Consider the following 13,043-nt stretch of genomic DNA (forward strand, 5'->3'; position numbering starts at 1 on the left):
CCGGTACAGGAGCAGCACCCGGTACAGGAGCAGCACCCGGAACAGCGGCAGCACCCGGTACAGGAGCAGCACCCGGTACAGGAGCAGCACCCGGTACAGCGGCAGCACCCGGTACAGGAGCAGCACCCGGTACAGGAGTTGACGTAGGTGCGAACTGTTGTTGAACTTGTCCAGCTTGAATATTTGTATCTGTCACAGCATGAGCGGCAAACGCTTGTGACGCAGATTGTCGTACTGGTGCGCCACCTAATTTTTCATCGTTGTAGCAAAGTTGGACGTTTAGAAGTTTGACCGAAACCACTCGACCATTCGCACCAGTGTACGCAGAGACTTCTAGCTCAGCGCGTGCCCATGAACCAGCGTACACAGCAGAGCCGTGAATCTCTGTTTGACCATCAGCCGAGACACATCCAACAGGATCAACGTTTTTAACAGATAAAATAAACATCCCCGCCGAACCTTTGCGCACTTGACCTGGTATAGGATTACCGTTTTGGTCTTTTTCAAACATGGTATCGCCATCCTTAAATGACGGTGGGAATTGAATACCCATACCGGGTGCTATTGCTTGATCATACGGGAGTTGCCATTCTTCCATCGTCACTTCGTTCAATGCCTGAACAACATTGTCGAACGACGTAGGTTGATTGTTGATTGGGCACACACCTGTTTTCGGTATCATCATCGATACGTCATATTTAGGTGTATCTGTTGGGTTTTGTGCATGTGGTTTATCTAAATGCGGATAACTAACACGAAAAACTGTTGAATGAATAACTCTTGAAGCCATTTTTTAAAGTCCTTATTTAATACTATCGAACACACCTACAGCACTAGTACTTTGTGCTGCACGCTTATCACTGAGCGGTGCAAGCGTCGTGCTAGCAGGTGGTTTAATGAAATGTTTTTTAACGATTGATTCTGATACGATTTTCTTTAAAGCGGTCATTGATTTGAGCTTTGGTTCTAGTAAGTCAGCTTTGGCTACACCTGTTTGCACAGCCTCGGCAATGAATGAGTCTTGATCCTCACATTTAGATTTAGTGATTGCTTTAACCAGCTTACAACCTTCAATTTTTCCACCAGCTCGTGCGACGTCTACAGCGTGAAGTTGAAGCGCCTCAAGGTTTTTCTTCATTGCTGCAACTTCTTGATAAACATGGGATACTTCTTGAGCCGTTAGTTTGTTTACTGGCTTATCGAACGTTGATAAATCAATAGTGCGCTTCATGCGTGCACGGCAGAAACCCCGTGCAGGGCAATATTTACAGTGCTCACCAGCCGTCGCTAGGCTATTCGGGTTGTGGTTTGCATTGATTGCATATGAAATGCGAGCGTGCCAATCGCGCATTTGCTCAATTGTCTGAACGCATGTGCGAATGGGACCATTTTTATGATTAGCACGAGGTTGAATGATTGTGCTTGATACGTATTTGACGGTTTGCCAAAGGTTGAATGTATCTAACACAGCAACAGCGTAGAACGCAGCCTGTGAATTACCTTCAACCTCAACAACTTCATAACCATTCTTGTAATCAATGACAAAAACCCAGTCACCAACAATTACAATACAATCAGATGTACCAAACACACCCGATCCAATAGAAACGATACACACGCGTTGCTCAAGCATTGGGGAAACGTTGTATTTCGCGCACAATTCGCGAATATGACCCACGTAAATTTGTACAGCGTCAGCCATTACTTGATCAACGGTGTGATCGTTAAAACTCATACCTAAACAATCGTAAGTGTTTAAACCAAAGCGTAAGCAAAACTCGCCGAGCTCATGCGCGGCTGTGCCAAGTTCAGCGGCAGGGTTTGTACCACCGTTTAAACCTTCAGTCATTCGTCCATACGCATGACAATTCATCCAAATTTTAGAGTTACTAGCACCGAGCTTTGCATGTTCCATGATGACCCCCGTAATTAAAAGCTATCTGGTTGGGCTACACTGCGTGTAAGGCACATAAAACCTTTTTGTAAATCAGTTTTTCCTGTAGCCACCCACCTTTGATCGACCCCATCAACGCCCTGTAACTCATCAACCAGTTCACCAACTTTTTCAGCCAGTTCCTTGATCTCATTCATCGCGTTAATTTCACTTTGAGTTAACTCTCGATACCCTTTAATTTTCTTATGTTGATTTTCCATGATGACCCCCGTTAGCTAGCTGCTTGTGCTGCTTTCCAGTCAACTAGTTGCTGGTTCCAAGGTGTAAGAGCATCAATCAATACTCGTAATTGAGTACGAGGGACTTGGCTGTATTCACGTACGTTGAAGTTTTCAGCGATGTATTTATCAAATGTTTCCTGACCCGCAATTTCAACGATTGATTTAACTAGATCGCTGGTGTCGTTCAGGTCACACGCATATTCATCAACAATCGCATGGAACCTTTCGTAATGTTCAGGCTTCATTAAAGTGAAATCTTTAGTGTTAAACTGCGCGAAAACTTCATCCAGCATTGAATATTCAACGCCGTGCTTTTCCGCAATCTCATTTACAGCCTTGATAGCTAGTTTTTTAAAATTATCATTTGCGACTGGTGCACCTGGGACTGGCGGTACACTAGGTACATTCGGTACATCTGGGGCTGTAGGAGCGTCACCAACAGGGGGGAATTTTGCTACATTTTCAGATGCAGACTGAACCTGTTTATCAGAATTTTTGTTCTGTTTAAGTTCTGCAACAACTTCATTGAACAACTTATCATTCACACCTCTTTTCTTCTTCCAAACACCTTTGTCTGTTTGAGTTTTGGTACTAGCATGAATACGCTCATCCCAAGGAATGCCGTTTTTATCTAGCTCAACGCTAGGTGAAGTTTTTGCTTGTTCAACTGCTTGAGAAAAACCAACTGGATCAGCAGTGGCGGCATCTTTCATGATATTGGGTAGTGTGGTCTCAGTGACGAGATCGTCACCTTCAAGCAACTCGATTACGCGGTCTAACTTACTTTCAATGTTTTCTAAAATACCCATTATATTTCCTTTTGAGTTAATCAAATGTCTGTTGACGAAAATTAAGCTAACACAGAAAAAAATAATTTGAAATATTTTTTTGCATCATTTAAGTTATGCATATTGCAACACAAAAATGAGCAAAAGGACAATGATTCAATTACGAGAACATCAGACATCAACAGTTAACCAAGCAATCAATGCGCATATGAACGGATTAAAAAACGTCTGTGTCGTACTACCTACGGGGGCTGGTAAAACTTTCGTGATAGCTGAGTTAACTCGTATTGCTCGTCAAAATTTCGGGGTTTCAATCGTGTTTGCACACCGTGATGTATTGCTTGGTCAGATAAGTGATGCGCTTTGCGTGATGCAACTACATCACTCGATTTATGCAGCTAAAAAAACAGTCAGTGACATAACAACTGAAAATCAGCAAAACCACGGTGATAGCTACTTTTCAGAGACTGCAAACATTATCGTTGCCAGTGTAGATACGTTTATCGCTCGCATGAAGAAGGGTCAAACTGAGCACCTTGCCAAAAGCGTTACTAACTGGTTCATGGATGAAACTCATCACGTACTAGCTGAAAACAAATGGGGCCGTTGTGTATCCCAATTTATTAACGCTAAAGGTGTCGGTGTAACTGCTACACCTATTCGCTCCGACGGAAAAGGTTTAGGTCGTGACTTTGACGGTGTGTTTGATGAACTAATAGTCGGTTCAAACATGGGCGAGTTGATACAACGCGGCTACCTGAGTACTTATAAAATCTATGTTCCCCCTACTCGTCTTGATGTTTCTAACGTCAAAGTCACCAGCTCCGGGGACTACAACCAGAAACAATTAGCAAAAGAATCAGATAACTCAGACATTACAGGGGATGCAGTAGAGCACTATTTACGTATCTGTCCAGGGCAACAAGCTATAACGTTTTGCGTAAACATAGAACACAGTCAGCATGTAGCTGATGAGTTCAATCGACATGGTGTAAACAGCGTAGCGCTATCAAGCAAAACCCCCGCAGCAGAGCGCGCAAGATGTATCAAAGACTTTAAAGCTGGACGTATAACTAACCTAGTTAATTGTGACTTGTTCGGTGAAGGTTTCGACGTACCCGCAGTTGTCGCGTGTATCATGTTACGTAAAACCAAATCATACAGTCTATTCAAGCAGCAATTCGGCCGAGCATTACGTGTGATTGACGGCAAGCCACACGGCATCCTGATCGATCACGTTAATAACGTGCCTGACATGATGGCTGAATACAAATTGGGTCATCCTCATGAAGATCCAGTGTGGACGCTTGAACGCAAAAGCCGTCGTGCGTCCAGTGATGACGGTTCGCGCCCTGAAGGTGTTGTATGTGTTGAGTGCTCAGCTTATTTCATACCTACCAACAAATCTACCGTCGTATGCCCAGAGTGTCAGCACGTAGAAACTAATGAAGAACGCCTAAACAGAGAAAAAGATTTTCAAGCGAAAGCAGGTACTTTAATCGAACTCGATACCGGTTTTATCGATCAAGTATTAGCAGAACGCGCAAAGGTCGATACACCTATGCACGTATTTGCACAACGTATGCAAAACGCACCGTCAATAGTGCGCCATTCATCAATCAACAACCACGCAAAACGACAACACGCCCAAGCGCAATTAAGGCGCGAGATTCAAGAGTGGTGTGTCACTACAGCGAACAAAAAACAATGGGACGTCACTCTCACACAATCAGAGTTTAAACGTGTGTTCGGCGTAAACATATTCACCGCGCAAACACTGAGTGAGCGCGAAAGTATACAGCTAACTGAAAGGATTAAGAATCATGCGGAAATGTAAGCTAAACATCGACACTTTAATCAAAGGACACACTGTGTTCGTTGAATCAGATTGGTTCAACGGTGGTGAAAGCGCGGTCATTGACATGACACTCAATTTAAAAAGTGAACACGTAAATGTCATAACGCTCCCCATACAAATAAAGAACCTACACAAATTGGGGATCACGTACTTATTAGAGCAAGAGCAAGCAAGGGTCGGTTGCTGCCTCGCTGGTTATGATTTCAAACATCGCGCGGTTCATGAAACAGACTTGATAAGTCTATGCATCCCAGGGTTAACCAGCCAATACAAAACTATATCGGTAAATGAGCCAGATGAATTTACTGTTCTCGTAACGATGACGGCTGACATCTTGGCGAAAATCCCCGGCTTTGACATTACTAGTGTTGTTTTCATGGGCTCAGTTCCACAACGAATGACGCTCAAACAATGGGCAAATAAACAACCTAAAATCATGTTTGATGAAACTAATAAATTTCACGAAGACGGGTCATATCGTAATAGTGTAATTGACAATTGGGTCAACTCTACAAGACACGTAGACCTTACAAATCTCAACCATTTAGGTAACTACACAGAATGGTTGATGCATGATTTGCTACCAAAGTTAGATGACACTCACATCGACTTACTATCAACAGCGCTACAAGTAGAAATTAAAAATCGAGAGGTCGAACGCCATGCGTAAGTTATTCGCACCGGTCCCACACCCTAGACCTCTCGATTACATTTACGATAACGAGTGTTATCCAAACTTCTTCAGTTGCAGTATTAAACATTCAGCAACTGGGACGCGTTATCGTTTTGTAATTAGTGAGTGGTGTGATGACGGACAACGATTAGCGTTATTCCTTCAGTCACTGGCTAACGCTGACGCATATATGGTCGGGTTTAACAACACACCTTATGACTATGTTTTGCTGCACTTGATCATGCAAACAGGTGGTGTGATCACTAACGCTGATCTATACGCTAAATCACAAGCAATCATTAGTGACCGTAGTGGGTTTGGTCATACAATCTGGATGAAAGACAGGTTTGTTAAACAAATAGACCTGTTGAAAATCCATCATTTCGATAATGCAGCAAAATATACGAGCCTCAAAGTTCTTGAAATCAACATGAGGGCGAAAGACGTTCGAGACTTACCATTTGACCCAACAAAACCGATTACACGAGAACAGGCTAACGAACTACTTTCATACAATGACCATGATGTCGATGAGACAGAACAGTTCTACTTTGAATCATTAGACGCTATCGCATTTAGGCAAGATTTAGCGGACAAGTACCCCAACAAAGATTGGTTAAATTTCTCTGATACTAAAATCGGCTCAGAAGTATTTATAAGAGAATTAGAATCGCAAGGCGTACCGACAAAGTTTCAAGGCGTGAAGTTACAAACACCACGTAATGAAATCAGACTTAGGGATGTAATTTTCCCCTATGTTCAATTTGAACAGCCTGAGTTTAATCGCATCAAGCAGTATTTCGAACAAGCAGTAATAAACCCAAAACAAATTAAAGGCTTTTTCTCAAATCTAACGGCAACCATAGACGGATTTGATTTTGATTTTGGTGCAGGTGGGATACATGGCTCATTGCACAAGACAATAGTTAGAAGCACTGATACACATGACTTAATTGATGTCGACGTTGCGAGTTATTACCCGAATCTCGCAATAGCAAACAATCTATTCCCTGCTCACTTATCTGAAACGTTCTGTGATGTTTATCTGGGAGTCTACAACCAGCGTAAGACATTCAAAAAAGGAACCGTAGAAAACGCGATGTTAAAGCTAGCGTTGAATGGCGTGTACGGTAACAGTAACAACGAACACAGTGTTTTCTATGACCCTAAGTACACGATGAGTATAACTATCAACGGGCAATTGTTGCTGTGTATGTTAGCCGAATGGTTGATGAAAATACCCGGTCTATCGATGGTGCAGATCAACACTGACGGTATGACGTTCCTTTGTCCTAAAGAATACCGCACCAACTATGAAAACATGTGTAAACACTGGGAGAACGTAACAAGATTAGAGCTTGAGCATGTTGATTATAAAGCTATGTATATTCGTGATGTGAACTCATACATGGCCGAAACACTGAAAGGGAAAGTTAAGCGTATTGGCGCTTATGCATGGGAACGTGCAGCGGAAAACCCCGGTACACGTGAAGTGCCTTGGCATAAAGACCACTCGTCACTGGTTATTCAAAAAGCAGCGCAAGCAGCACTTATTGATAACGTAAACATTCGTGAATTTATTACAAATCACGCTGATGATTTTGATTTCATCATTACGACCAAAGTCCCTCGGTCATCAAAACTGGAAATCATTGACCCTGTTTACTGGGGTGATGACCACGTATGTGATCGAACTCGCATCATTCAATCAACAAGCCGTTGCTATGTGAGTAAGACCGGCGGCGCTTTGACTAAGATAATGCCCCCTACCGCAACACAAATCGAGCACTGGAAAACAGGCGACCATTACCAACACATCAACACTGGTGATTACAAGGTTGTTAAACCAGGGCATAAGCCACCTAGCGGCATGTATTCACCTGTCATCAATCCGGACCGAAAAGCACCCAAACGACGGATCGGCTTGATGGTCGGTTACAAAATGCGTGAGTGCAACGGTATCAACGATTTTAATCGCTCAGATGTTGATTACGAGTACTACATCAACGAAGCCAGAAAACTAGTTGATGCACTAATTCAAGGGGAAACACGCTGTGCAGCATGACCCCAGAATCTACGGTGATACAACATCTTGTCACAAGTGTGGTAAGTCGTGGGATACAAACGACCCAGACCCACCAGAGTGCGTTAGCGATACACCGGAAACAATGACCATATTTCAAAAATTACGAAAACTTATTAAGGATAAAAAGCCATGCAAACGAACTCAGAAGTAGCACTAAAAAAAGCACTACGTGCTTATGTTCAAGAACATAACGGGTCTGGTGATTTAACAAGGTCCATAAAGCAAATCACTATCAATGAAACACTCGTTTTAACACGTGGTAATCAGTCTGCAGCAGCCCGACAACTCGGAATAAATCGCGGCTGCCTTCGTACGAACATGAAAATAGGTGGTTAGTTATGAGTAAGAAACAAGAGCGTGCCTCAACGTTAGCCGCATTTCACAACTTGTTTGTAAATCAAAAAAGAAACTCAGATGGTGGGGTGACACTAACGAAAACGCAAATTGACGCACTGGTTACACAAACTGAAGCACTATTGAAGCTCGACGGTTATTCACTGTTAGCGGTTGATGGAGTGACTAAATGAAATACATTAGCTTATTTAGCGGTGTAGAAGCTGCATCACTCGCTTTTGAACCATTAGGGTGGGTTCCTGTTGCATTTGCCGAGTTTGATAAATTCCCCTCGGCTGTACTAGCGCATCACTGGCCGAAAGTCCCTAATTTTGGCGACGTGACAACAATAACAGAGCAGCAAATTAAACAACTGGGAGAGATAGATCTACTAGTATTCGGTAGTCCATGTCAGGACTTATCAGTAGCAGGTAAAAGAGAAGGCTTAAATGGTGAAAGAAGTGGCTTGTTTAGAACAGCAATCAGAATTATCTCCTGGTGTAAAAAGCACTGCAAACTTAAAAAAGTGTTGTGGGAAAACGTCCCAGGATGCCTCAGCTCAAATGAAGGAGCAGACTTTCTCGAAGTTCTTCAAAGTCTATGCGGCTCAAAGCTCGATCAGCCCCAAAAATGGAGCGAAGCCGGTTTTTGTTTCGGTAAAAGCGGACTGGTCGAGTGGAGTGTGCTCGATGCCCAATATTTCGGAGTCCCGCAACGTAGGCGAAGAGTGTACGTTGTCGCAGATTTTGGAGACTGGACCAATAGACGACCGATATTTTTTGAGTCCGAAAGCGTGCCGGGGCATCCTAAATCGAGCTCAACGCAGAGGAAAGATACTACCGAAGTTGTTAGGGAGAACTCTTCTTCTTGGGGCTCTTGGCCTGCTAGAACAACAAATACAATCTGCGCAGCGTACGCAGAAAAAAGAGGTTTAGAGAACCAGCACATTGATAGCGGAGCAACCCTATTTGTACCAACTGGTTCTCATTGGGACAATCTAAACTCACCTCACCCGACTTTGACACAATCATCAAACACTGGTGGGATTGGAATGAGTGATCAAGAACTCTTCGCGCAACGAGGCGCCGGGCTAGTACCTTGCCTAACACCTTACGATCAGCTTTCATATGGTGAATATGGAAGTGGAAAGTTAAGCTCTACCTTGCTTGCCCGTGATTGCAAAGGACCATCAGGCCTTGTTGTACACGGCTCTCAAGACCCTTGCGTTTCAGTCGGTATAGCGCACACTGTTTGCACAAACAAAGGGCTCGAAAATGTATTACTAGAAACTGATGGAGTAAGAAGACTTATGCCCATTGAGGGGGAAAGGCTGCAAGGCATGCCTGATGATCACACTAAAGTTCCGTTTGATGGAAAAGAATTAGCGGACTGTCCAGATGGACATAGATACAAAGCTATTGGTAACTCTATGCCTATAGTCGTGATGAATTGGGTCGGTAAAAGAATTGATGAGGAGTCACATTATAATGGCTGAACAAGACTTTTACACGGTGATTGAACTGGCTGAAAGACTCGACTGTAGTGTTAGTGGGATTAACTTAAAGTTGAAGAATGAACCTGATTTCCCGAAACCTATTCCAACAGCAAAACGTGCGGTTAGAAAATGGCGAAAGCGGGATATTGATATTTATCTAGGTGTCCATGTTGAACCAGCTATTAGCCTTGAAGCACTACCACCACAACTAATACGCGCCCTATCAATAGTAGTGCAAGAGGCCGTGCAGAAAGGCTTGAATGACGTGATGAATGCGCCCCGTCATGACTGATGGGGAGGTATATAGGGGGTATAGTAGGTTTTTTTTGGGTTTGGCATATGCTTATAACTCAATATTATAACAAGCATAAACCACTGTTCTATTTAGTTAAAACTGTAAAATGGGTCTAGACCACCTTACTGGTCAGACCAGTCGGACATCCGATTAATTGTACGATTGCATTTAGTAAATTTAAATATAGTATTTTAATTTACATTAAAGAAGCGATTCAGAATACCAGTCCGAACCGCTTCACGGATGTTAACTCCTTATACTATATTTACGTTAGCTAAAATATCTGTAATGTATACCGTTATTTGTAGAGCAGTAATAATTACAGAAATACATTTCGAACCATTAGAGCCATTTGCCGATGGCTTTGGTTCGTTAGTTTTTTCTTTCTTTTTGTCGTCATCTCGACGGTTACTCATGTTATTTCCTCTTTAAGGTTAAAAGTTTTCTATCATATAATTACTCCTACCAAGACAAGATTTCCATTCCAAGAAACATCAACAGCCTGACAAGTTTGCCAAACTGTTAACTATCGTATCATAAAAAATCCACCTGTGCACAAAGCACACAAACATTATATTTACTACCCGAAAATATCAGACACTTTTGACGCTAATTCATCATTCAAAAGACTTTCTTTATCACTTATCAACGCTGCCGGGTCCGCTTTAACTTCCTCTAAAATACATTGCCACCGTTCGACCCAGGTCTTTTTAAGCTGAAACAAATCACTGAACTCGTAGTGTTTACCAACACCTTTGGATAGTGTTTGGTTACGAATCGCCCGTAAAACCTCAGCAGGTGCCCCCCGCTCCTGCAAATGTGTCGATATAGTTTTCCTGAAAATTTTGGGGGTGAATACAAGCCAGCCGTTTAAACATTTAAAGTTTCTAGAAAAGTAATCGCGCTCAAGCTGCTCTAAAGGGTCTTTATCATGAAACAAATACATTTCCTTATCTAGTTCACCATATTGCTCTTTAAGCTCTCCTAAGTAGTCTAGAAGCAATTTAATTACGTTTTCAGGTAGATGTGTCCACGCTTTTTTGCCGTTCTTCATAGACTCTGGGGGATGCTCTATTCTCATTTTCTGAAAGTTAATCCAACCTAGTTTAACTCGTGTCCATTCTTCAGACCGAACCCCTACACGCAGCATGAGATTAACTAGTAGCTTTAACCAAGAAGGGCAAACTTGATCATCGAGTTCGTTTAGTATCTTGTGAACTTGTTCACTTTCTAAAAACGAGTCATCAGGTTCACCAGAGATATGAGGTAAAACCGCCCTTCTACCGAACAAAGGATTCGAAGCGATCACGTCCTTTTCTACAGCGTAACTAAATAAGCGCCGCATTGTTTTATGGACATTTTCAGCCGCCCCTTTTTTGTTTTGTACATTGGCAATATTTAAAACAAACTCATCCCATTCCCTCGGTGATATTGTTTTCATATCTCGACCATTCCAAACGGGTAAAATATACTTTTCATATGTGAGTTCGTGATTGCGGAGTCCTCTCTCACTACCACCTGTTAATGGCCAGTCTTCCTTAAACCTCATGAACATATGATTGACTGATGATTTGCGAGTAAACCCATCAACCATAGATTGAACATTCCGTTGACGGATCTTTTCTTGTAATTGCTCTTCAAGTAACTGGACTTGTGGGTCTGTTCCACTTTTCAATAAGGCTTGGTATTTGGAGTGCTCGGCTTTAACATCTTCGATGTCTATATCAGGATAATAGCCGAGTGATATAGTGGTTCTTTGCTTTGAGTTGGGTTTTTGATATCTAAAGCGCCAATTGTAGACCGTGTTGACCTTTCGCCCTAAATTATCTAATGATTCTAACTTAACTGAATTGTCAGCCCACCTGAGATATAACTGCAACCCTGTGTAGCCATTAAAAGTAGCGGTTGTGTATCGCTTGCCTTTCGGGATTTCTAGACTGGTTATTTCTTCTGTACTTAGAACTATTTTCGGCATTGGCTTTCATCCTTTCACCACCTTCATATATTTCTAAGTATAATATAACTACCAATTTGTCTACCATTTTATGCATTTCGATGCACATAAAAAAACTCCGATGACTTTCGCAAATCACCGGAGTTTCTCGTAACGCCTTGATGTATCGACGTTTTATTTGGTGCGAATGGGGGGACTTGAACCCCCACGAGCATAGCTCACCACCCCCTCAAGATGGCGTGTCTACCAATTCCACCACATTCGCAAATACTTTAGTTTGGTACGTCAGACTCTTCTTTATTAGAAGCTGGTACGTCACTTGCCGCTGGCACTGTTGTCGCAGCTGGCGCTTCTAGGTTTTCCCACTGGTCAGTCTGTTTAATTTGACCTGCAGTAAGGTTACCTAAAGCAATACTTAGCACGAAAAACACAGTTGCTAGTATTGTCGTTGTTTTCGTCATAAAGTTGCCTGCACCTGACGAACCGAAAACGGTTGCTGATGCACCTGCTCCGAATGAAGAGCCCATGTCGGCACCTTTACCTTGTTGAATCAAAATCATTCCAACTAACGCTAAAGCAACGACTAAGTAGACAACCAAAAGAATTTCGTACATTTACTTATCCTTTTGCACTCTCACAGATAACTTTAAATGATTCAGGTTTTAAGCTTGCGCCACCTATTAAACCACCGTCGATATCTGCTTGTGCGAACAATAATTCACTATTACTTTCGTTAACACTGCCACCATATAAAATTTGCAGTGTTTCAGAAACATCAGCGTCATATTTTGACACTAAATTTCTAATAAACTTGTGTACTGCTTGAGCTTGCTCTGGGGTAGCTGTTTTACCAGTCCCTATAGCCCAAACAGGCTCGTATGCTATCACAGAGTTAGCCAGTGATGCTATACCTAATTTGTCAATTACAGCGATTATTTGCTCTGCAACGACTTCTTCAGTTTGCGCCTGCTCTCTTTGGCTTTCTGTTTCACCAACACACAAGATTGGTATTAAACCGTCCGCCTGAGCTTGTGCAAACTTATTGGCAACGTCTTCATTAGACTCACCAAAAATACTTCTTCTTTCAGAGTGACCTACTAGGGTATAAGTAGCACCAAGGGATTTTACTAGGGAAGCTTGTACTTCACCTGTGTATGCACCTGCGCTATGCTCTGAAACAGTCTGCACTCCAGCGACTACGCCTGACGCAATCACGTTACTCAACAGTGCAGTTGGTGGAATTACAACAACTTCAACATCTTGGTTATTGATGTTTTTAACTGTGCTTGCAATTGATTGAACCAATTCGACTGAACCGTTCATTTTCCAATTACCTGCCACCATAGGCTTTCTTTTCAACATTCGATACTCCGCGTCAGAAAGCGG

At 42.5% G+C, this 13,043-nt stretch carries 14 protein-coding genes and 1 tRNA gene; 7 read left to right on the top strand and 8 right to left on the bottom strand.

Annotation, left to right across the window (positions count from 1 at the left end; all coding sequences use genetic code 11):
* From MHN81_RS09680 to MHN81_RS09695, 4 genes are all read right to left on the bottom strand, one after another.
* Positions 1 to 790: ssDNA-binding protein (locus MHN81_RS09680; protein ID WP_239425638.1), on the bottom strand; the 790-nt coding region annotated here is incomplete at its 3' end.
* A gap of 12 nt (positions 791 to 802) precedes the next feature.
* Positions 803 to 1,915, bottom strand: a complete 1,113-nt coding sequence (locus MHN81_RS09685; RefSeq protein WP_239425639.1) for a DUF2800 domain-containing protein — start codon at positions 1,913 to 1,915, stop codon at positions 803 to 805.
* Between the two features lie 14 nt (positions 1,916 to 1,929).
* On the bottom strand, positions 1,930 to 2,154 hold the full coding sequence (locus tag MHN81_RS09690) for a hypothetical protein (RefSeq protein ID WP_211012411.1): 225 nt from the start codon (positions 2,152 to 2,154) through the stop codon (positions 1,930 to 1,932).
* 11 nt (positions 2,155 to 2,165) lie between these two features.
* Positions 2,166 to 2,984, bottom strand: coding sequence for a hypothetical protein (locus tag MHN81_RS09695; RefSeq protein ID WP_239425640.1), 819 nt, complete (start codon positions 2,982 to 2,984; stop codon positions 2,166 to 2,168).
* A 130-nt stretch (positions 2,985 to 3,114) separates the two neighbouring features.
* Here MHN81_RS09695 and MHN81_RS09700 point away from each other — a divergent pair, with 130 nt between their 5' ends.
* The 7 genes from MHN81_RS09700 (at position 3,115) to MHN81_RS09730 (ending at position 9,700) form a co-directional block, all read left to right on the top strand.
* Positions 3,115 to 4,800, top strand: a complete 1,686-nt coding sequence (locus tag MHN81_RS09700) for a DEAD/DEAH box helicase (RefSeq protein ID WP_239425641.1) — start codon at positions 3,115 to 3,117, stop codon at positions 4,798 to 4,800.
* Positions 4,787 to 5,491 carry a hypothetical protein gene (locus MHN81_RS09705; RefSeq protein ID WP_239425642.1) on the top strand — a complete coding sequence of 235 codons (705 nt, stop codon included), beginning with the start codon at positions 4,787 to 4,789 and terminating at the stop codon, positions 5,489 to 5,491. The genes MHN81_RS09700 and MHN81_RS09705 overlap by 14 nt, the downstream gene beginning before the upstream one ends.
* Positions 5,484 to 7,559 carry a hypothetical protein gene (locus tag MHN81_RS09710; RefSeq protein WP_239425643.1) on the top strand — a complete coding sequence of 692 codons (2,076 nt, stop codon included), beginning with the start codon at positions 5,484 to 5,486 and terminating at the stop codon, positions 7,557 to 7,559. Before MHN81_RS09705 ends, MHN81_RS09710 begins: the two co-directional genes overlap by 8 nt.
* A 150-nt stretch (positions 7,560 to 7,709) precedes the next feature.
* A complete protein-coding gene (locus MHN81_RS09715; protein ID WP_239425644.1) occupies positions 7,710 to 7,916 on the top strand; it encodes a helix-turn-helix domain-containing protein in 207 nt (68 codons plus the stop codon).
* Between the two features lie 2 nt (positions 7,917 to 7,918).
* Positions 7,919 to 8,107 carry a hypothetical protein gene (locus MHN81_RS09720; protein ID WP_239425645.1) on the top strand — a complete coding sequence of 63 codons (189 nt, stop codon included), beginning with the start codon at positions 7,919 to 7,921 and terminating at the stop codon, positions 8,105 to 8,107.
* Positions 8,104 to 9,408: a DNA (cytosine-5-)-methyltransferase gene (dcm, locus tag MHN81_RS09725; RefSeq protein ID WP_239425646.1), complete on the top strand. Its 1,305-nt coding sequence runs from the start codon at positions 8,104 to 8,106 to the stop codon at positions 9,406 to 9,408. Before MHN81_RS09720 ends, dcm begins: the two co-directional genes overlap by 4 nt.
* Entirely contained in the window at positions 9,401 to 9,700 is a 300-nt protein-coding gene (locus MHN81_RS09730; RefSeq protein ID WP_239425647.1) for a hypothetical protein, read from the top strand. The genes dcm and MHN81_RS09730 overlap by 8 nt, the downstream gene beginning before the upstream one ends.
* Positions 9,701 to 10,283: 583 nt before the next feature.
* On the opposite strand, the gene MHN81_RS09735 is transcribed toward MHN81_RS09730, so the two are convergent.
* The 4 genes from MHN81_RS09735 to tpiA form a co-directional block, all read right to left on the bottom strand.
* Positions 10,284 to 11,678, bottom strand: a complete 1,395-nt coding sequence (locus MHN81_RS09735; RefSeq protein WP_239425648.1) for a tyrosine-type recombinase/integrase — start codon at positions 11,676 to 11,678, stop codon at positions 10,284 to 10,286.
* Between the two features lie 158 nt (positions 11,679 to 11,836).
* Positions 11,837 to 11,922, bottom strand: a tRNA-Leu gene (locus MHN81_RS09740).
* A gap of 7 nt (positions 11,923 to 11,929) precedes the next feature.
* Positions 11,930 to 12,271 (bottom strand): preprotein translocase subunit SecG, encoded by a 342-nt coding sequence (gene secG / locus MHN81_RS09745; RefSeq protein WP_023398703.1) that lies wholly within the window; start codon positions 12,269 to 12,271, stop codon positions 11,930 to 11,932.
* 4 nt (positions 12,272 to 12,275) lie between these two features.
* On the bottom strand, positions 12,276 to 13,019 hold the full coding sequence (gene tpiA, locus MHN81_RS09750; RefSeq protein ID WP_023398702.1) for a triose-phosphate isomerase: 744 nt from the start codon (positions 13,017 to 13,019) through the stop codon (positions 12,276 to 12,278).
* Between the last annotated feature and the right edge of the window lie 24 nt (positions 13,020 to 13,043).

It is taken from the genome of Pseudoalteromonas sp. Of7M-16, assembly GCF_022347805.1.
Taxonomy (GTDB): Bacteria; Pseudomonadota; Gammaproteobacteria; order Enterobacterales; family Alteromonadaceae; genus Pseudoalteromonas; species Pseudoalteromonas luteoviolacea_F.

Coding starts and splice junctions, on each gene's coding strand:
- MHN81_RS09685 (WP_239425639.1), bottom strand. CDS start 1,915: ATGGAACATGCAAAGCTCGGTGCTAGTAACTCTAAAATTTGGATGAAT.
- MHN81_RS09690 (WP_211012411.1), bottom strand. CDS start 2,154: ATGGAAAATCAACATAAGAAAATTAAAGGGTATCGAGAGTTAACTCAA.
- MHN81_RS09695 (WP_239425640.1), bottom strand. CDS start 2,984: ATGGGTATTTTAGAAAACATTGAAAGTAAGTTAGACCGCGTAATCGAG.
- MHN81_RS09700 (WP_239425641.1), top strand. CDS start 3,115: ATGATTCAATTACGAGAACATCAGACATCAACAGTTAACCAAGCAATC.
- MHN81_RS09705 (WP_239425642.1), top strand. CDS start 4,787: ATGCGGAAATGTAAGCTAAACATCGACACTTTAATCAAAGGACACACT.
- MHN81_RS09710 (WP_239425643.1), top strand. CDS start 5,484: ATGCGTAAGTTATTCGCACCGGTCCCACACCCTAGACCTCTCGATTAC.
- MHN81_RS09715 (WP_239425644.1), top strand. CDS start 7,710: ATGCAAACGAACTCAGAAGTAGCACTAAAAAAAGCACTACGTGCTTAT.
- MHN81_RS09720 (WP_239425645.1), top strand. CDS start 7,919: ATGAGTAAGAAACAAGAGCGTGCCTCAACGTTAGCCGCATTTCACAAC.
- dcm (WP_239425646.1), top strand. CDS start 8,104: ATGAAATACATTAGCTTATTTAGCGGTGTAGAAGCTGCATCACTCGCT.
- MHN81_RS09730 (WP_239425647.1), top strand. CDS start 9,401: ATGGCTGAACAAGACTTTTACACGGTGATTGAACTGGCTGAAAGACTC.
- MHN81_RS09735 (WP_239425648.1), bottom strand. CDS start 11,678: ATGCCGAAAATAGTTCTAAGTACAGAAGAAATAACCAGTCTAGAAATC.
- secG (WP_023398703.1), bottom strand. CDS start 12,271: ATGTACGAAATTCTTTTGGTTGTCTACTTAGTCGTTGCTTTAGCGTTA.
- tpiA (WP_023398702.1), bottom strand. CDS start 13,019: ATGTTGAAAAGAAAGCCTATGGTGGCAGGTAATTGGAAAATGAACGGT.